Below are 17619 nucleotides of genomic sequence, written 5' to 3'. Positions count from 1 at the left end.
AGGTTGGAAACATCATATGGCGCGAGTGGCAAGCTGAAAACCCATATAATCGGGTAGCACTTTCTCTCGCCGAATGAAAATCACGTGGCATGATCCGCTTCGAAGACCTGTCCCTGTTTGTCCGCACCGCCGCCTGCGGCAGTTTCACGCAGGCCGCGCGGGAAGCGAACCTGCTGCCGGGCCAGGTCAGCGCCGCCATCATGCGGCTCGAGCGGGATCTCGACACCCGCCTGTTCGCCCGGTCCACGCGCAGCCTGCGCCTGACGAACGAGGGTGAACGCTACCTGCCCTATGCCAAGGACATGATCGCCCTGCTGCACAGCGGCCGCGACGAGCTGCGCCGCGGCGACGATGCACTGTCCGGCACCCTGCAGATCGCCGCGCCATCGGATTTCGGCCGCAACGTGCTGCTGCCCTGGCTGACGGCGTTCCGGCGCCACCACCCGAAGCTGTCGCTGCGGGTGCAGTTCTCCGACGGGTTGACGAATGTGTTCCGCGACCCGGTCGACATCGCCCTGCGCTATGGCAGCATCGACGACGCAAGCTTCGTGGCACTGCCCGTGGCCGCCGACAACCGGCGCGTGCTCGTGGCCGCGCCGGGGTACCTCGAGCAGTGCGGCATGCCGGCTTCGCTGGACGAGCTGGCGCGCCATTCCTGCCTGCTGTGGCACATGGGCGGGCGGCTGTATGACCGATGGGGCTTCCCGACGGACAAGGGCCGCCGCACCGTGCACGTGAATGGCCCCTGGCCAGCGACGACGCCGACGTGGTGCGCCGCTGGGCCATCGCCGGCGAAGGCATCGCGTACAAATCGTGGCTCGACGTCAGCGCCGACGTGCGCGCTGGCCGGCTCGTGGTCGTGCTGCCCACGCAGCCGGGCGAAGCGGCACCGTTGCAGCTGATCTGCCCGCACCGGCGGCAATTTTCGCCCGCCGTGCGGCAGTTGCACGCGCTGCTCGCCGAGCGATGCGCGGAGATCGGCCTGCCCCCGTAGGCGCGACACACGGTTCAATACAGAGTTACCCGCGGCGGGGCAACGACAGCCCGGCGGATGCCGCATCCCACCGCCTGCTGCGGTGTTCCACCGCGTCCGGGTCCACCTCGAGCACGACACGTTCGATCTCCCGTCCCAGGTCCGGCGCCGGCACGCCGGCCAGCTCGCCAGCGATCGCCAGGGCCTTCGCCAGTCCGTAGCCATATTTTTCCACCAGCAGGCCCGCCAGTTCGCGCGTTTCGGCGCCCCGCGCCACATCCTTCAGGCGGTTGGCCGCATAGCGCCGCAGCTCGGCCAGCACCCGTTCCTGTAACGCATCCATCGATCTGTCTCCTTTGGCCACCTTTCGCAGGCGACTATCTTCGCAGCGTCGCGCGACGATCAGCGCACGCATGCGGATTTGTATGCCGGTGTATCCACGCCGGCCGGATACACATGGGATTGCGCATGGCTCCTGTCCCGACATCGCGCGGATACGTGCTGGCGGTGTAATGGAACCGTTGCAGCGCCGCACAGGCCCGCCGGTCTCCGGCGCTGCGCCCCCAGACAAAGGAGCAGACCATGGATGAAGCAGTCAGGAACGAAGGATTCAATCCCCGCCGCAGGAATTTCCTCGGCACCGCGGCACTCGGTATTGCCGCGGCCCCGCTGGGCCTTGCCGGCAGCGCATCGGCGGCCCCGGCCGGCGCACCGCCGCTGGCCGGCGGCATGTCGCCGGCCAGCCATACCTTTGCCGATATCCGGCAGATCCACGCCGGCCTGCTGGACGTCGGCTACGTCGATACAGGCCCCGCCGACGGACAAGCGGTCGTGCTGTTCCATGGCTGGCCGTACGATATCCACGCTTTCATCGACGTGGCGCCGATCCTCGCCGCCGCCGGCTACCGCGTGATCATCCCGCACCTGCGCGGGTATGGCACGACCCGGTTCCTCGATGTGGCCACGCCGCGCAATGGCCAGCAGGCCAGTTTCACGGCGGATGCGGTAGCGTTCATCGATGCGCTGAAGATCGACAAGGCGATCGTGGCCGGCTTCGACTGGGGCGCGCGGATTGCCACCACGCTGGCCGCGCTGTGGCCACAGCGGTTCATTGGCCTGGTTTCCGTCAGCGGCTACCTGATCGGCAGCCAGGAAGCCAACCGCAAGCCTCTGTCGCCCAAGGCGGAACTGCAATGGTGGTACCAGTATTACTTCGCCACGCCGCGCGGCGAACTCGGTTACCGGGAAAACACGCATGCGTTCGCGCGGCTGATCTGGGAGCTGGCGTCGCCGCAATGGCAGTTCGACGACGCGACGTTCGCGCGCTCGGCGCGCTCGCTCGACAACCCCGACCACGTTGCCATATCGGTCGGCAACTACCGCTGGCGCCTGGGGCTAGCACCGGGCGAGGACCGTTACGCCAGCCTGGAACGGCGACTGGCCGCCTTTCCCGACGTGACGGTGCCGGCCATCACGATGGAAGGTGACGCCAACGGCGCACCGCATCCCGACCCGAAGGCCTATGCGAAGAAGTTCAGGGGTCGGTACGAACACCGCCATCTGGACGGCGGCATCGGGCACAACCTGCCGCAGGAAGCGCCGCGCGCATTTGCGCAGGCGATCCTGGACGTGGCGAAGCTGGTCTGACGTTTCGGCCGGGCCTGGCGTGTGTCAGAACACGTGCCGCATCTCGATGTGCGGGATTCCCGCCTCGTGGAACTCGCCGCCGACCTGCGTAAAACCGTGGGCGAGGTAGAACGGCGCCGCGTGCGTCTGGGCGGACAGCATGACGTCCGGATGGCCCCGTTCGCGGGCATGCGCCATCAGGCCGCGCAGCAGCGCGCTGCCGATGCCGGTGCCCCGGGCATGCTTCATGACGGCCATCCGGCCGATGTGGCCATCGGGCAGCAGGCGGCCCGTGCCGACCGGCACGCCGGCCGCGTCGTACGCGACCGCGTGCAGGCACACAGCATCTTTCTCGTCCATCTCCAGTTCGGGTGGCACGTTCTGCTCCTGCACGAAGACCGCGATGCGGATCTCCTGCGCGTCTGCGCTGAGCGTGGCCCAGTCGCCATAGCGGATTTCAACGGAAGTCATCTTCTCCTCGCTCTTGCCGGTGTGCCTGCGGACACCTAGACCAGTTTGACCAGTTGCTTGCCGAAGTTGCGGCCTTTCAGCAGGCCCATGAACGCCTCGGGCGCGGACGCCAGGCCCTGCGAGACCGTCTCGCGGTACTTGAGCCGCCCCGCCGCCACCAGCGCGCCCAGCTCGGCCAGGCCTTCGGGCCAGCAGTCCAGGTGCTCGGTGACGATGAAGCCGCGCAGCGTGATCCTGTTCGCCAGCAGCAGCCGCACGTTGCGCATTGGAATGTCCGCGCCATCGTAGCCGGCGATCATGCCGCACAGGGCCACGCGGGCAAACGGGTTGGTGCGCGCCAGCGCCGCATCGAAGACTTCGCCGCCCACGTTTTCAAAGATGCCGTCAATACCGTCCGGCGCGGCCGCCTTCAGGTCGGCGCGCAGGTTGCCGGCCTTGTAGTCCACGCAGGCATCGAAGCCCAGTTCGCGCACGACGTGGTCGCATTTTTCCTGGCCACCGGCGATGCCGATGGCGCGGCAGCCGCGCAGCTTCGCCAGCTGGCCGACGGCACTGCCGACGGCGCCGCTGGCCGCGGACACGCAGACCGTCTGCCCGGGTTGCAGGTCGAGGATGCGGTTCAGGCCATACCACGCCGTCATGCCGGGCATGCCGACTACGCCGAGATGGGCGGACAGCGGCACGCCGGACGCATCGAGCTTGCGCAGGCCGGCGCCGTCCGAGACGGCCATCTCGGCCCAGCCGCCCATTGCGGCAACGAATTCTCCCGGCGCGAACGAAGGGTGCCGCGATGCGACCACTTCGCCGACTGTGCCGCCGATCATCGTTTCGCCCAACGCCTGCGGCGCCGCGTAGCTGCGAGCGTCGTTCATGCGCCCGCGCATGTAGGGGTCCAGCGACAGGTAATGGTTGCGGATCAGTAGCTGGCCGTCTGCCAGTTCGGGCACCGCCACTGTCTCCAGGCGGAAATGCTCGGGCTTCACTTCCGCCTGCGGGCGTGAAGCCAGTACGATTCTTTGATACGTGTTCATTCCGATAAAACCTTTCAGACGGCCGAGACGCCGCCATCGATGGCGAGGATCTGGCCAGTGATATGCCGCCCGGCACGCGAGGCAAACAGCACGACGGCGCCTTTCAGGTCGTCGTCGCCGCCCAGGCGCCCCAGCGGCGTGTCGGCAGCAAGGCGCTCTCCCATTTCCCGCAGCAGGCCATGCGTCATCTTTGACGGGAAGAAGCCGGGTGCGATCGCGTTCACGTTGATGCCGTAGGCGCCCCATTCGCCGGCCAGCGTGCGCGTAAAGTTCACGATCGCGCCTTTCGACGTGTTGTAGGCCAATGTCTTCATGGTGTCCGGCCGGTTGCCGGCCAGCCCGGCGATCGATGCGATGTTGATGATGCTGCCGGTGCGGCGCGGGATCATCGAAAGGCGCCCGACCGCCTGCGTGAGCAGGAAGACGCCGCGCACGTTCAGGTTCATCACCTTGTCCCATGCGTCGAGCGGCAGGTCCTCGGCTGGCGCAGCCCAGCCGGCGCCGGCGTTGTTGACGAGGATGTCGATGTGCCCGAGCTTGTCGATCGCCGCCACGGCCAGCGCTTCGGCGGCCGCCGGGTCGGCCAGGTCGGCCACGACGCCGTGGGCGGTGATGCCCCGTGCCGCGAATGCGGCCAGCGCCTCGTTGATCCCCGCCTGCTTGCGCGCGCTGATCACGACCGCGGCGCCCTGCTCGCCCAGCGCCAGCGCCATTTGCAAGCCCAGCCCGCGCGAGCCGCCCGTCACCAGGGCAGTCTTCCCCGCCAGGCTGAAGAGCTCGCGCACGGCCGTCACGTCAAACCTCGTAGTCCATGCACTGGCGCCCCTCGCGCACGGCGGCGATGAAGGGCTTGAGTGCAACGTGCTGCGGATGGTCGAGATACGCGTCCAGCGCTGCCTTGTCGGCGAACTCGGAATACAGCACCACGTCGTACGTGGCTTCCAGGCCCGGCTGGGCCAGCACCACTTCGAACGTGCCCATGCCCGGCACCAGGCCGATGCACGCGTCGAGCAATTCCTTCACCTTGCGGGCATTCGTGGCGCGATCGGCGCCTTCCGCTTCATCCTTCAGCTTCCACATCACGATGTGCTTGATCATCCTGCATCCTTGTTGTTTGCATAAGCGTACGAGCGCGGGAGGATACCACAGCGCCCGCAGGCGGTTCCGCCGGAACGATACTTGTCAGTTTCGTGTAAGTTTCAAGAAAGAATCGCGTAAGTTTCGGCGCCCACACTGGACTCGCCAAATCTTATAAAACCGGAATCACCGGACGGCGCAACCGATAAACTGGAGACTACTATCATGGCAAGCACATCTGGCACCGCGGATCCGCGGAACCTTGGGGGCAAGGGCAAGTCTACGCCGATGACGAAGGAGGAAAGGAAGGTCATCTTTGCTTCCTCGCTCGGCACCGTGTTCGAGTGGTACGACTTTTACCTGTACGGCTCGCTCGCATCGATCATCGCCAAGCAGTTCTTCATCGGCGACCCGACCACCACCTTCATCTTCGCGTTGCTGGCGTTCGCCGCCGGCTTCATCGTGCGTCCGTTCGGCGCCGTGGTCTTCGGTCGACTGGGGGACATGATTGGCCGCAAGTACACGTTCCTGATCACGATCCTGCTGATGGGCCTGTCCACGTTCATCGTCGGCCTGCTGCCGGGCCATGCATCGATCGGCATTGCCGCGCCGATCATCCTTGTCACGCTCCGTATTCTGCAAGGGCTGGCGTTGGGCGGCGAGTATGGCGGTGCCGCCACCTACGTGGCCGAGCATGCGCCGGAAGGCAAGCGCGGTCTGTTCACGTCCTGGATCCAGACCACGGCCACGATGGGCCTGTTCCTGTCGCTGCTGGTGATCCTGGCCACCCGCACGGCCGTTGGCGAGGAGGAATTCCAGGCATGGGGCTGGCGCATCCCGTTCCTCGTGTCCGTGCTGCTGCTGGGTATCTCGGTGTGGATCCGCATGGCGATGCAGGAATCGCCGGCCTTCGCCAAGATGAAGGCCGAGGGCAAGACGTCGAAGGCACCGCTGTCCGAAGCGTTCGGCCAATGGAAAAACCTCAAGATCGTGATCCTGGCGCTGGTCGGCCTGACGATGGGCCAGGCCGTGGTGTGGTACACGGGCCAGTTCTATGCGCTGTTCTTCATGGAGAAAATCCTGATGATCGAATCGGCCACCGCGAACATCCTGATCGCGGTCGCGCTGCTGCTGGCCACGCCGTTCTTTGTGGTGTTCGGCGTGCTGTCGGACCGCATCGGGCGCAAGTGGATCATCCTGGGCGGCTGCCTGATCGCCGCGCTGACGTACTTCCCGATCTTCAAGGCGCTGACGCACTACGGCAACCCGCAACTCGAAGCCGCCCAGACCAACTCGCCGGTCGTGGTAGTGGCCGACCCGGCCTCGTGCCACTTCCTGTTCAACCCGACGGGACAGAAGAAATTCCCGTCGTCGTGCGATATCGCGACCAGCGTGCTGTCGGCTTCGGCCGTGAACTACACGCGCCAGGATGCACCGGCAGGCACGGTCGCCACGATCAAGGTGGGCGACAAGGCGCTGACATCGTTCAATGCGGCCATGACGGCGGACAACCTGAACTTCGATGCCGCCAGCAAAACGCAGGAAACGGCGTTCAAGGCCCAGGTGACGGCGGCCATCCGCGACGCCGGCTATCCCGCCAAGGCCGACCCGGAACAGATCAACAAGCCGATGATGGTGCTGTTCCTGTTCATTCTTGTGCTGTACGTGACGATGGTATATGGCCCGATCGCCGCGATGCTGGTCGAGATGTTCCCGACCAAGATCCGCTACACGTCGATGTCGCTGCCCTACCACATCGGCAACGGCTGGTTCGGCGGCCTGCTGCCGACCACGGTGTTTGCCCTCGTGGCGTTCAAGGGCGACATCTACTACGGTCTGTGGTACCCGATCGTGGTGGCGCTCGTCACGTTCGTGATCGGCGCCCTGTTCGTGCGTGAAACCAAGGACCGCGACATCTACGCCGGGGACTGATTTTCGTGAGGCGGCGCCACGGCGCCGCATTTTTCAAGGCCACCTTCGGGTGGCCTTTTTTACGGTCGCGCTGGTCGCAAAACAACGCCGGATAAGGCTGGGGACTGTCCCCGATTTTTGGCAACATTTGCAGGTGCTTGAATTTGTTCGGATTGCTCACTGCATGCGTATTGTTGAGCTGGTCGTAATACAACAGCCGGGACAGTCCCCGATTTTTGGCAACGTTTCGCTGGCGCCATTAGAATGGGTTACCGAAAACAACTTGACCATATCCCGATGACAGAACATGCGCTGACGATCCGGCCCCTTGCAGCCGCTGAATGGCCGACGTGGCGCGCGCTGCGCCTGCGGGCGCTGGGCGATGCTCCCGAGGCGTTCGCCGTGACACTGGCCGATGCGCAGGCGCGTGCGGATGAGACGTGGCAAGCGCTGCTGGCGGAAACGGTGGCGTCGGCGCGGCACCTGCCACTGCTGGCCGAGGTCGGCGATGAGCCGGCCGGTCTCGCCTGGGCGCAATACGAGGCCGAGGCGGTCACGTTGTACCAGGTATGGGTGGCGCCGGAGCACCGCGGCCGCGGCATCGCGCAGGCGCTTCTGTCCCGGGCGATCGGCTGGGCACGCGAGCAAGGCGCGCGGGCGGTCGAGCTCGGCGTGACCACGGGCGATACACCGGCGGTGCGGCTCTACCGGCGTTTGGGATTCGAAGAGGTGGGCGCCCCTGTCCCGATGGCGGACAGGAGCGGGCGCCGCAGCGGCCTAGCCGAGCAGGCGATGCGTTTGCGCCTGGGGTGACGATGCGCCCAGCGCGCCGTCGATGATGCGCAGCGAATAATCGGTGGCCTTGACGTCTTTCGTCAGCGCGCCGATCGAAATGCGGTGCACGCCGGTTTCGGCGATGGCCCGCACGGTGTCGAAATTGACGCCGCCGGAAGCTTCCAGCAGCGCGCGGCCGCGGTTGACCTGCACGGCTTCGCGCATCATGCCCAGGTCGAAGTTATCGAGCAGGATCGACGTGGCGCCCGCCGTCAGCGCCTCTTCGAGTTCGACGAGGTTTTCCACCTCGACCTGGACGGACACCGCGCCGCCGACCTGCTTCGCCGCCACCAGCGCGGCGGTGATGCCGCCCGCCGCCGCGATGTGGTTTTCCTTGATCAGGATCCCGTCATACAGCGCCAGCCGCTGGTTCTGGCCGCCGCCGACGCGCACCGCGTACTTCTGCGCCAGGCGCAGGCCCGGCAGTGTCTTGCGGGTGTCGAGGATGGCGGCACGGGTGCCGGCGATCGCATCGACATAGCGGCGCGTGGCCGTTGCCACGCCGGACAGCAGTTGCAGGAAATTGAGCGCCGAACGCTCGGCGGTCAGGATTGCCCGCGACGGGCCGACCAGCGTGCACACCGGCGTATCGGCCTTCATCAGGTCACCTTCGGCGTAATGCCATTCGATGCCGATCGCCGGTTCCATCGCATGCATGATGCCCTCGAACCAGGGCGCGCCGCACAGCACGGCGTCTTCGCGGACGATGACGCGCGCGGCCGAGCGGCTTGCCTCGGGCACGAGATTGCCGGTCAAATCGCCAGGGCCCACGTCTTCCAGCAGCGCGGCCAGCAGGTTGGCTTCAAAGGCCTGTTTCAGGGCCGGATCGAACGGCGCGAAAGGGTTCAACAAGGTACTCATGCGGGTCCGATTCCAGAGAACAGTTTTGCTTCCTGCGCCAGGTCGGCGCCGGGCGCGATCCTGGCTTTTTTCGCGGCTGCGAAGTCCAGCATGCGGTTGATCGATACCTTGGCCTGCTCGCCCACGGCCGGGTCGACGTGGATTTCATTGGACAGGTTTTCCAGCACGTCGGCCAGGTTGCGCAAGCCGTTCATCGCCATCCAGGGACAGTGCGCGCAGCTCTTGCACGTGGCGCTGTTGCCGGCCGTCGGCGCTTCGATGAACGTCTTGCCTGGCGCGGCGAGGCGCATCTTGTGCAGGATGCCGTTGTCGGTGGCGACGATGAAGGTGGTGGCGGGCAGGCTGACGGCCGCCGCGATCAGCTGCGACGTGGAACCGATCACGTCGGCCTGGTCGACCACGTTGGCGGGCGACTCCGGGTGCACCAGCACTTTCGCCTCCGGGTGCTGTGCCTTCAGCAGGTCGAGTTCGATGCCCTTGAACTCGTCGTGCACCAGGCAGGAGCCCTGCCACAGCAGCATGTCCGCGCCGGTCTGCTTCTGGATGTACGATCCCAGGTGCTTGTCCGGCGCCCACAGGATCTTCTTGCCCTGCGCGTGCAGGTGCTGGACGATATCGAGGCCGATCGACGACGTGACCATCCAGTCCGCCCGCGCCTTCACGGCGGCGCTGGTGTTCGCATACACGACGACGGTGCGGTCCGGGTGCTGGTCGCAGAACGACGCGAATTCATCCGGGTCGCAGCCCAGGTCCAGCGAGCAGGTTGCATCCAGGTCGGGCATGAGGATGGTCTTTTCCGGCGACAGGATCTTCGCCGTTTCGCCCATGAACTTCACGCCCGCGACGACGAGCGTCTTCGCCGGATGGTCGCGCCCGAAGCGCGCCATCTCGAGCGAATCGGACACGCACCCGCCGGTTTCCTCGGCCAGGTCCTGCAGGTCGCCATCGACGTAGTAGTGGGCAACCAGCACGGCATCGCGTTCGCGCAGCAAGGTGCGGATGCGCTCCTTCAGCAGGATCTTTTCATCGGCCGGCACGGGGGCCGGCGTCCGGGCCCAGGCGTGGGCCACGCAGCTGCCGCCCTGCTCGTTCTCCTCCAGCAGCGGCTTCTCGTACTCGACGGTTTTAATTGGTATGGCTACGCTGTTCATCGCTCTGTCCCGACTTAGTTGATACCCTGGCTGGTCAGGTATTCCTCGTAGTTGCCGCGGAAGTCGACCACTTCGTTTTCCTTGATCTCGATGATGCGGTTCGCCAGCGACGACACGAATTCACGGTCGTGCGAGACGAAGATCAGCGTGCCGGCGTATTTGTCGAGCGCGATGTTCAGCGATTCGATCGATTCCATGTCCATGTGGTTGGTGGGTTCGTCGAGCAGCAGCACGTTGTGGCGGCCCAGCATCAGCTTGCCGTACATCATGCGGCCTTTTTCGCCGCCGGACAGCACGCGCACGGATTTCTTCACCTCGTCGCCGCCGAACAGCAGGCGGCCGAGGATCGAGCGCACGGCCTGGTCATCGTCGCCTTCTTTCGTCCAGCGGCCCATCCAGTCGGTGAGGTTCGCATCGGTGGCGAAGTCCTCGGTCGGATCCTGCGGCATGTAGCCGACATTGGCGTTTTCCGCCCACTTCACGAAACCGGTATCGGGCTGCAGGTTGGCCAGCTCGCCGGCGATGCAACGCAGCATGGTGGTTTTACCGGCACCGTTGGCGCCGATGATCGCGATGCGTTCACCTGCCTCGACCATGATGCTGAAATTCCTGAACAGGGTCTTGTCGTAGGTTTTCGAGATGCTGTCCACTTCGACGGCCAGGCGGTGCAGCTTTTTCTCGCCCTCGAAGCGCACGAACGGATAGGCGCGCGAGGAAGGCTTGATGTCCTCGACCTTGATCTTGTCGATCATCTTGGCGCGCGACGTGGCCTGGCGTGCCTTGGACTTGTTGGCCGAGAAGCGGCGCACGAAGTCCTGCAGTTCGGCGACCTTTTCCTTGGCCTTCGCGTTGTTGGCCAGCTGCTGGTTGCGCGCCTGCGTGGAAGCGAGCATGTATTCGTCGTAGTTGCCCGGATAGATCTTCAGCGTGCCGTAATCCATGTCGGCCACGTGCGTGCACACCTGGTTCAGGAAGTGGCGATCGTGGGAGATGATGATCATCGTCGAATTGCGCTGGTTCAGCACATCTTCGAGCCAGCGGATCGTGTTGATGTCCAGGTTGTTGGTCGGTTCGTCCAGCAGCAGGATATCGGGATTCGAGAACAGCGCCTGCGCCAGCAGCACACGCAGCTTCCAGCCCGGCGCCACGGCGCTCATCGGCCCCTGGTGCAGCTCGATCTCGACACCGGCGCCCAGCAGCAGTTCGCCGGCACGCGCCTCGGCCGTGTAGCCGTCGTATTCCGAAACCTTGCCTTCCAGGTCGGCGGCTTTCATGTAGTCGTCGTCGGTGGCTTCCGGATTCGCGTAGATCGCATCGCGTTCCTGCATCGCGGCCCACATCTCGGTGTGGCCCATCATGACCACGTCGAGCACGCGCATTTCCTCATACGCGAACTGGTCCTGGCGCAGTTTGCCCAGGCGCTCGTTCACGTCGAGCATGACGTTGCCGGCCGACGGCTCCAGGTCGCCGCCGAGGATCTTCATGAAGGTGGACTTGCCGCAGCCGTTGGCGCCGATCAGACCGTAGCGGTTGCCGTCGCCGAACTTGACGGAGATATTCTCGAACAGCGGCTTGGCGCCGAATTGCATGGTGATGTTTGCGGTGGATAGCACTGATGAGCCCTTGCGTAGATGTATTTCGATGAACCGCGCATTTTATCATTTCCATTGCCTGCCCGGCACGGTCCAGGCAATGGCGACCGTCACACGTACGGCCGGGCCAGCGTCGGATAGTCGGTGACGGTAAGGTCGAAGCCTTCCGCATCCGATACCAGGCGGGCCAGCCCGCCGAACGGCAGCGTGCAGCGGTGTTTCACGTGGCCGAACGGCAGGCCGGCAAGTACCGGGATTGGCAGCGTTTCGCGCAGGTAGGCCAGCATGGTGTCGAAATCGTAGCCATTGTCGAAAGGGGCCAGCCGGTAGCCGGAAAAGTCACCCAGCACGAGCGCATGCTGGCCTTCCAGCGCGCCCGCGTAGAGCAGTTGCAGCACCATGCGCTCGACGCGGTACGGGTGCTCATTGATATCCTCGACGAACAGGATGCCGCCTGGCACGCGGGCAAAATAGGGTGTGCCGACGAGGTGGTTCAGCATGGCCAGGTTGCCGCCCCACAGCCGCCCTTCGACGTCGACGGCCGGGTTGCCGGTGGCCGTGCCGCGCACCGTGTGCACCGGACCGCGCAGGCAGTCCCAGAACTGATCGAGCGTGTACGCCACCGGCTCATCGCGGATGAAGTCGTCGCAGACCATGGGGCCGGCAAAACTCTTGCGCCCCGTTGCCGCGTACATGCCCATGTGGAAGGCCGTGAAATCGCTGTAGCCGGTAAACAGCTTGCCGCTGTCGGCCATGAGCTTAAAGTCGATGCGCGGCAGGATGCGCGAGATACCATAGGCGCCGCGCAGGGCGATGACGACCTGCACGTCGGGGTCGCGCGCCGCCGCTTCCAGTTGCGCGAGCCGGCCCGCATCGGTGCCGCCGAAGCGCTGGAACCTGTTGGCCGGCTCGTAATAATTGTGGACGGTGCAGCCGCCCGCCTCGAGGCGGGCGATGCCGCGCGCCAGGGCCGCTTCGTCGAGCGCATAGCCGCCGGGGGCGGCGATCGCGATACCAATGTCTTTCAAGGTCGATCCGTGGTTGTCGATGGCGCAGCCATCTTACCCGCCGGTACCGATGCCAGCAAGGCGCGGGATGTTCGCGCCCCTTGGCAGCTCCTGTTACTACCCCAGCTCCTGCTCCTGGTCCTGTTCCTTCTCCCGCTCCGCGCGGGCGGCCCGCGACGCGGCGCGGCGGCTGGCGAAGAACGCTTTCAGCAGCTTGCCGCATTCCTCGTCGAGCACACCGCCGACGGCCTGCGTGTGATGATTCAGCTGCGCGGACGCATACAGGTCGACGACCGACCCGGCGGCACCGGTCTTGGGATCGCGCGCGCCGTACACCACTTTCGCGACCCGGGCATGCATCATCGCGCCGGAACACATCACGCAGGGCTCCAGCGTGACGTACAGTTCGCAGCCGGGCAGCCGGTAATTGCCGAGGGCCTGCGCGGCGGCGCGCAGCGCCACGATCTCGGCATGCGCCGTGGGGTCGTGGCCGGCGATCGGCTGGTTGAATCCGCGCGCAATGACGACGCCATCCTTCACGACCACCGCGCCGACCGGCACTTCGCCGAGATCCCATGCGCGCTGCGCCTCGACGAGGGCTTCGCGCATGAACGCCTCACGGTCGTGCGCCAAGTCACCGGCCTGCACTTCAGGCATCGGTGATCTCGGCCCAGCAGTTCGGGGTCTCGTGCAGGACCAGCTTGTGCAGCTTGAGGCCGGTGCCATAGCGGTCCTTGTAGGCCGCCTTCAGGATGTTAAACGCCACGGCCGCCAGGTTTTCCACGGTGGGAATGCGGTCGATGACCACGGTCTTGTGGCCCGGCAGCGACGCGAGGAATTCCTTCACGGCCGCGTCCTTGTCGTACACGAGGAAGGCATGGTCCCAGACGTCGACGAGGTGTTCCTTGGCAAGCGCCTTCACGTCGGAAAAGTCCATGATCATGCCGTTGTCGGAATTGCCTTCGGCGGAGATCACCTCGCCGGCCAGCGTGATTTCCAGCGTATAGCGGTGACCGTGCAGGTTACGGCACTGGCTTTTATGGTCGGGAATGCGGTGGCCGGCATCGAATTCCAGCTTGCGGGTAATGGTCAGCATAGGAGAGGCAATTCAGGGAATGTTCAGGAGTTTGTGGGTCTGCAGCGACAGCTTCCATTTCGGATTGCGCTTGCACGTCTCGATCGCCAGCGTGGTGTTGAAGGCGGCCAGCGGGCCGTCCATCGGCTGCACGAAAAAGTTGTCGAAATCCAGGTGCTCATAGTCGGCAAGGTCCTGGTTCGCCTGCGGGATCACCACTTTCAGCTCGTTGCCTTTCGAGACGACGAGCTGTGAACCCACTTTCGGGCTGACGCACACCCAGTCGATGCCGGGCGGGACGGCAACCGTGCCGTTGGTTTCGATGGCGATCGTGAAACCCGCGGCGTGCATCGCATCGATCAGCGGCGCATCGAGCTGCAGCAGCGGTTCGCCGCCGGTGAACACGACGTACTTGCTCGCCGGATAAGTGTCCGGCCACAAGCCATCGATGACGGCGACCAGTGCCTCCGGCGAGGCAAACTTGCCGCCGCGCTCACCGTCGGTACCGACGAAGTCGGTGTCGCAGAACTGGCACGTGGCGGTGGCGCGGTCGCTTTCGCGGCCGGTCCACAGATTGCAGCCGGCGAACCGGCAAAACACCGCCGGCCGGCCCGCGTGGGCGCCCTCGCCCTGCAGCGTGTAGAAAATTTCTTTGATACTGTAAGTCACGTTGGATCCTGATGGGCCGGGCCGCCGGCAACCGGGGCGGGCGAGCATGGCCGAATGGCGAACCCTCGATTATAGGCCAAAAGCCGCGCGCGCCCTAACGCCCGGGCGGTATCGACTGTCCACACCGGCCCGCTGCACCGGCAGCGAACCACCCAACCACCTTGATCCTCAGCAATACAACGACGCGCGGCACAGTCGCCATGTCGTCCAGCGCGCTTCCGTATGTCTCGACCGCATGTTTGTTCCTGATCAAATAATGCCGCCATACCGCGCTGCAAAATCAAGACTCAACGCAAGAAAAGCTGAAATAACGATCAATATGACATCCGCTCCTACCGCAAGGTCGCCCATGAACAACTTGCAGACAGCACAGCACCTGATGGACTTTCCCCACGCAGGCCCTTCGCGGAGCGAAGCGTTCAGGCTGCTCGAACTGCTGGCCATTCCGGCGTTCGTGCTCGATGCGCGCGGCCGCGCGATCGTGTGGAATCGCGCGTGTGAACGCCTCACGGGGGTGTCCGGCTATGAGGTGCTTGGCAGTGCCGACACGTGGCGCTGCTTCCACCATGACGAACGCCCCACGCTGGCCGACCTCGTGGTGCAGCAACGCACCAGTGAAGCCTCGACGCTGTACGACGCGCACAGCCGCGCCTGCGAAGAGCCGGGCCACCTGAGCGCCGAAGGCTGGTGCGACATGCCCAATGCCGGACAGCGCCGCTATCTGGCGGCGGATGTGAGCCCGATCTGCGACGAGCATGGCCGCCTCGCGGCGGTCGTGGAAACGCTGCGCGACATGACGGAGGAAAAGCAGGCCCAGATCGCACTCGAACAGCTGGCCACGCGCGACGGCTTGACGGGCTTGGCGAATCGCCGCTGCTTCGACGACACGTTGCATGCCGAATGGCAGCGCGCCATGCGCCAACACCAGCCGTTGTCTCTGCTGATCGGGAATCTCGGGACGGCTCACCGTAGCTCAAATGGCACGCCGCTCACAGAGAAAAGAGCGCGTCGTTCAAGTCACGCGTCTCCAGATGGCTCACGAAATATCACGCGAGCGCGTTCTGATTTGTGGGCAGGTTTGTGGGACACTTTTGGGGGCAGATTTGTGGGACGCCCTGAAAACAATTTTGTGGGCAAAGCCCATGGAGAGATGATATGGCAAGGCATCGCAAGCAAGCGTTAACGGCCCTGGGTATCCAGGCCAAAAAAGACCCGGGCTACTACGCTGATGGCAACGGCCTGTACTTGCGCGTGGCGCCGGGCGGCACCAAGTCATGGATCTTCCGCTACATGTTACGTGGGCGCGCCAGGGAGATGGGCCTCGGTTCAGTGCTCTACAAGCCGCTCGCCCAGGCCAGAGAGGAGGTAGTGCAGTACCACCAGCTCCTGTTGGCCCACATCGACCCGATCGAGCATCGCAAGGCGCAAAGACAGAAGGTAGATGATGCCGCGCGTAAAGTGCAGACCTTTCGCCAGTGTGCTACCAGATATCATGCAACGCACAGCAACATCTGGCGCAATCCCAAGTCACGCAAGCAATGGTTCGATTCACTGGTGACATATGTCTTCCCCATTCTCGGTGAACTGGACATCAATGAGATTGGCAAGGGAGAGATATTGGCGACACTCGAACCCATTTGGTTCACCCGCACCGACACGGCAAACCGCGTGCGCCAACGCGTGAAAGCAGTGCTGGATTGGGCGTCGGCACGCGACCTTCGGACGGTGCACGATCCACTTCTGTGGGACCAGATTGCCCTCGCCCTTCCTGCAATCAAAGATTTGCACAAACCAACTCACTTCCCGGCCTGCCCCTATGTGCAGGTTGGAGCTGTCATCAGGACGATACAAACCTCTGCGGCATCCGCGGTCGTGAAACATGCTATGGAATTTGCCATCCTGACCGCTGCGCGAATCGGCATGGTCCGGCTGGCAACCTGGGACGAATTCGATCTCGAAGAGCAAAGATGGACTCTCTCTGCAGCGCGCATGAAAGCCGGCGTCGAGTTCCGTGTGCCGCTTGCGCCACGCGCCTTGGCGATTCTGAAGGCGCGTAAGAACGAGTGTGAAGGCAATGCCAGCGCAAGCAACCTGGTATTCCCTACGCCGGACGGCAAGGCGTTCTGGGAGAACAAATTTCTACTACTCCTTCGCGAGCAGGGAATGAAATTTACTATGCATGGCTTCCGCTCGACATTCCGAGACTGGGCTGCCGAGCAGACTAACTTCCCGCGGGAGGTTTGCGAAGCGGCCCTTGCGCACTCAGTAAAGAATTCAACTGAGGCAGCGTACTTCCGGAGCGACCTCTTCAATAAGCGCCGAGAATTAATGTTAGCGTGGGCGGCGCAATGCTCTCGGTGAACGCGCAATGCCCCAATCAATAATCTAAGCGGCACTGCGCACTGCTAGCCCACGCCCTTCCCTTCACGGCGACTCTCGTCCCTGATCGACGTTGCCTGACGACTGCCTGCCTGTCGGCGACCCGATAACCTGATCACATGTTCCGCTGACCGGAATCGCACTATAGAGCGCAAGAAACATCGTTTTGCCAAAAAGTACCGTCAAAAGTACCGACAAATGCAACTGGTTCTTGAGTTCGATTCCAGTGGTCAATTTTTCGGTATTGCCTCAGCACTGTGGACAGCACGAATAGCTGCTCAGCAACAGCTCGAATCAATCGCAGTCGGTAAGGTTATCATATTCTTGTGAGCAGCCTGCGCAGAGCTTCCACGCGAAAAACCGAAGACGCCATACGATCGGCGATACATCTGGGAAAACACCGGGGCTACTCTTGGCAGCGCCGCCACAAGGATGAAGAATAGGATCGTTAAGCAAACGCTACTGGCCAAACTGCAGCACAGATGTTCAAGAGCAGCGCTCGTTCGATCCAAAAGCGCTACTGGAGCGAACAGCTCGCACCGCCTGGACCAAGGCTGCCATCTTTGCGCTGCAGGATCAGCTTGAGCCGCAGGTCGAAAAGAGGGTCCCCACTGCCGGTGCGTGGCGTAAACGGCTAGGCCGAGGGCTGCTGCGTGTAATCGACGGCATTCGTTCGGGTCGCAGTGTCTTGCTGTCGACACGAAGAGCACGCTCGCCCTTGGAAGATCACCCTTCGCTCACCACGTCCCTGCGATTTTGTACTAGGCGCGCGCCTCAACATCAGTAACGGTACGATCGACGCTTCTTACCTGTTTCCGGTCGCGACGTTCTCCCAACATTCGGTCTGGTTCATTGGGGCGAATGTCGATGAACACGAGTCCTACCGCTATTGCTTCTTGGGCGATATGTTCGGCGTCGATGCCACGCGCTAATTCGCCCGCCGCCATGAATGCGCTGTTCGC

At 64.0% G+C, this 17619-nt stretch carries 17 protein-coding genes and 1 pseudogene; 6 read left to right on the top strand and 12 right to left on the bottom strand.

What is annotated here, in order from left to right; all coding sequences use genetic code 11:
• Positions 1 to 89 precede the first annotated feature (89 nt).
• Positions 90 to 994: pseudogene (locus EWM63_RS28740) on the top strand (LysR family transcriptional regulator).
• 25 nt (positions 995 to 1019) lie between these two features.
• On the opposite strand, the gene EWM63_RS28735 reads toward EWM63_RS28740, so the two are convergent.
• Complete coding sequence (locus EWM63_RS28735; RefSeq protein ID WP_130189570.1) at positions 1020 to 1316, bottom strand: hypothetical protein; 297 nt, start codon at positions 1314 to 1316, stop codon at positions 1020 to 1022.
• 239 nt (positions 1317 to 1555) lie between these two features.
• On the opposite strand from EWM63_RS28735, the gene EWM63_RS28730 reads away from it, so the two are divergent.
• Positions 1556 to 2620 carry an alpha/beta fold hydrolase gene (locus EWM63_RS28730; RefSeq protein WP_130189569.1) on the top strand — a complete coding sequence of 355 codons (1065 nt, stop codon included), beginning with the start codon at positions 1556 to 1558 and terminating at the stop codon, positions 2618 to 2620.
• Positions 2621 to 2644: 24 nt separating this feature from the next.
• Here the strand turns inward: EWM63_RS28730 and EWM63_RS28725 are convergent, their stop codons facing one another.
• From EWM63_RS28725 to EWM63_RS28710, 4 genes are read right to left on the bottom strand one after another with little or no spacing between them, the layout of a single operon-like run.
• Entirely contained in the window at positions 2645 to 3070 is a 426-nt protein-coding gene (locus tag EWM63_RS28725; protein ID WP_130189568.1) for a GNAT family N-acetyltransferase, read from the bottom strand.
• 35 nt (positions 3071 to 3105) lie between these two features.
• Positions 3106 to 4101 carry an NADP-dependent oxidoreductase gene (locus tag EWM63_RS28720; RefSeq protein ID WP_130189567.1) on the bottom strand — a complete coding sequence of 332 codons (996 nt, stop codon included), beginning with the start codon at positions 4099 to 4101 and terminating at the stop codon, positions 3106 to 3108.
• Between the two features lie 14 nt (positions 4102 to 4115).
• The gene (locus tag EWM63_RS28715; RefSeq protein ID WP_130189566.1) at positions 4116 to 4895 is read right to left on the bottom strand and encodes an SDR family oxidoreductase; all 780 of its coding nucleotides are present in this window, start codon (positions 4893 to 4895) and stop codon (positions 4116 to 4118) included.
• A 1-nt stretch (position 4896) separates the two neighbouring features.
• Positions 4897 to 5199, bottom strand: a complete 303-nt coding sequence (locus EWM63_RS28710; protein ID WP_130189565.1) for a Dabb family protein — start codon at positions 5197 to 5199, stop codon at positions 4897 to 4899.
• Positions 5200 to 5403: 204 nt separating this feature from the next.
• Between EWM63_RS28710 and EWM63_RS28705 the strand changes: the two genes are divergently transcribed.
• Positions 5404 to 7110: an MFS transporter gene (locus tag EWM63_RS28705; protein ID WP_130189564.1), complete on the top strand. Its 1707-nt coding sequence runs from the start codon at positions 5404 to 5406 to the stop codon at positions 7108 to 7110.
• Between the two features lie 276 nt (positions 7111 to 7386).
• Positions 7387 to 7902, top strand: a complete 516-nt coding sequence (locus EWM63_RS28700; protein WP_130189563.1) for a GNAT family N-acetyltransferase — start codon at positions 7387 to 7389, stop codon at positions 7900 to 7902.
• Here EWM63_RS28700 and nadC read toward each other — a convergent pair.
• From nadC to queE, 7 genes are all read right to left on the bottom strand, one after another.
• On the bottom strand, positions 7867 to 8784 hold the full coding sequence (gene nadC / locus EWM63_RS28695) for a carboxylating nicotinate-nucleotide diphosphorylase (RefSeq protein WP_130189562.1): 918 nt from the start codon (positions 8782 to 8784) through the stop codon (positions 7867 to 7869). The genes EWM63_RS28700 and nadC overlap by 36 nt on opposite strands.
• Positions 8781 to 9935 (bottom strand): quinolinate synthase NadA, encoded by a 1155-nt coding sequence (gene nadA / locus EWM63_RS28690; RefSeq protein WP_130189561.1) that lies wholly within the window; start codon positions 9933 to 9935, stop codon positions 8781 to 8783. The genes nadC and nadA overlap by 4 nt, the downstream gene beginning before the upstream one ends.
• Positions 9936 to 9949: 14 nt before the next feature.
• A complete protein-coding gene (locus EWM63_RS28685; RefSeq protein ID WP_130189560.1) occupies positions 9950 to 11548 on the bottom strand; it encodes an ABC-F family ATPase in 1599 nt (532 codons plus the stop codon).
• Positions 11549 to 11637: 89 nt separating this feature from the next.
• Entirely contained in the window at positions 11638 to 12555 is a 918-nt protein-coding gene (ldcA, locus tag EWM63_RS28680; protein WP_130189559.1) for a muramoyltetrapeptide carboxypeptidase, read from the bottom strand.
• A 96-nt stretch (positions 12556 to 12651) separates the two neighbouring features.
• Positions 12652 to 13260 carry a tRNA adenosine(34) deaminase TadA gene (gene tadA, locus EWM63_RS28675; RefSeq protein ID WP_371861153.1) on the bottom strand — a complete coding sequence of 203 codons (609 nt, stop codon included), beginning with the start codon at positions 13258 to 13260 and terminating at the stop codon, positions 12652 to 12654.
• Positions 13184 to 13630: a 6-carboxytetrahydropterin synthase QueD gene (gene queD / locus EWM63_RS28670; RefSeq protein WP_130189557.1), complete on the bottom strand. Its 447-nt coding sequence runs from the start codon at positions 13628 to 13630 to the stop codon at positions 13184 to 13186. The genes tadA and queD overlap by 77 nt, the downstream gene beginning before the upstream one ends.
• 12 nt (positions 13631 to 13642) lie before the next feature.
• Positions 13643 to 14278, bottom strand: a complete 636-nt coding sequence (gene queE / locus EWM63_RS28665; RefSeq protein ID WP_130189556.1) for a 7-carboxy-7-deazaguanine synthase — start codon at positions 14276 to 14278, stop codon at positions 13643 to 13645.
• A gap of 349 nt (positions 14279 to 14627) precedes the next feature.
• Here queE and EWM63_RS28660 point away from each other — a divergent pair, with 349 nt between their 5' ends.
• Together EWM63_RS28660 and EWM63_RS28655 are read left to right on the top strand one after the other, a co-directional pair.
• The gene (locus EWM63_RS28660) at positions 14628 to 15461 is read left to right on the top strand and encodes a sensor domain-containing diguanylate cyclase (protein WP_130189555.1); all 834 of its coding nucleotides are present in this window, start codon (positions 14628 to 14630) and stop codon (positions 15459 to 15461) included.
• Positions 15434 to 16639 carry a tyrosine-type recombinase/integrase gene (locus EWM63_RS28655; RefSeq protein WP_130189554.1) on the top strand — a complete coding sequence of 402 codons (1206 nt, stop codon included), beginning with the start codon at positions 15434 to 15436 and terminating at the stop codon, positions 16637 to 16639. The genes EWM63_RS28660 and EWM63_RS28655 overlap by 28 nt, the downstream gene beginning before the upstream one ends.
• The last annotated feature ends 980 nt before the right edge of the window (positions 16640 to 17619 follow it).

The sequence above is a fragment of the Pseudoduganella lutea genome (assembly GCF_004209755.1).
GTDB lineage: Bacteria > Pseudomonadota > Gammaproteobacteria > Burkholderiales > Burkholderiaceae_D > Rugamonas > Rugamonas lutea.
The sequence above is the reverse complement of the archived record's forward strand: the minus strand, read 5'-3'. Positions and strand labels throughout refer to the sequence as shown.

Bases quoted from the DNA above. Each gene is read 5' to 3' on its own strand.
- EWM63_RS28735 (WP_130189570.1), bottom strand. From the start codon at position 1,316: ATGGATGCGTTACAGGAACGGGTGCTGGCCGAGCTGCGGCGCTATGCG.
- EWM63_RS28730 (WP_130189569.1), top strand. From the start codon at position 1,556: ATGGATGAAGCAGTCAGGAACGAAGGATTCAATCCCCGCCGCAGGAAT.
- EWM63_RS28725 (WP_130189568.1), bottom strand. From the start codon at position 3,070: ATGACTTCCGTTGAAATCCGCTATGGCGACTGGGCCACGCTCAGCGCA.
- EWM63_RS28720 (WP_130189567.1), bottom strand. From the start codon at position 4,101: ATGAACACGTATCAAAGAATCGTACTGGCTTCACGCCCGCAGGCGGAA.
- EWM63_RS28710 (WP_130189565.1), bottom strand. From the start codon at position 5,199: ATGATCAAGCACATCGTGATGTGGAAGCTGAAGGATGAAGCGGAAGGC.
- EWM63_RS28705 (WP_130189564.1), top strand. From the start codon at position 5,404: ATGGCAAGCACATCTGGCACCGCGGATCCGCGGAACCTTGGGGGCAAG.
- EWM63_RS28700 (WP_130189563.1), top strand. From the start codon at position 7,387: ATGACAGAACATGCGCTGACGATCCGGCCCCTTGCAGCCGCTGAATGG.
- nadC (WP_130189562.1), bottom strand. From the start codon at position 8,784: ATGAGTACCTTGTTGAACCCTTTCGCGCCGTTCGATCCGGCCCTGAAA.
- nadA (WP_130189561.1), bottom strand. From the start codon at position 9,935: ATGAACAGCGTAGCCATACCAATTAAAACCGTCGAGTACGAGAAGCCG.
- tadA (WP_371861153.1), bottom strand. From the start codon at position 13,260: ATGGCACCGGCCTCAAGCTGCACAAGCTGGTCCTGCACGAGACCCCGA.
- queD (WP_130189557.1), bottom strand. From the start codon at position 13,630: ATGCTGACCATTACCCGCAAGCTGGAATTCGATGCCGGCCACCGCATT.
- EWM63_RS28660 (WP_130189555.1), top strand. From the start codon at position 14,628: ATGAACAACTTGCAGACAGCACAGCACCTGATGGACTTTCCCCACGCA.
- EWM63_RS28655 (WP_130189554.1), top strand. From the start codon at position 15,434: ATGGCAAGGCATCGCAAGCAAGCGTTAACGGCCCTGGGTATCCAGGCC.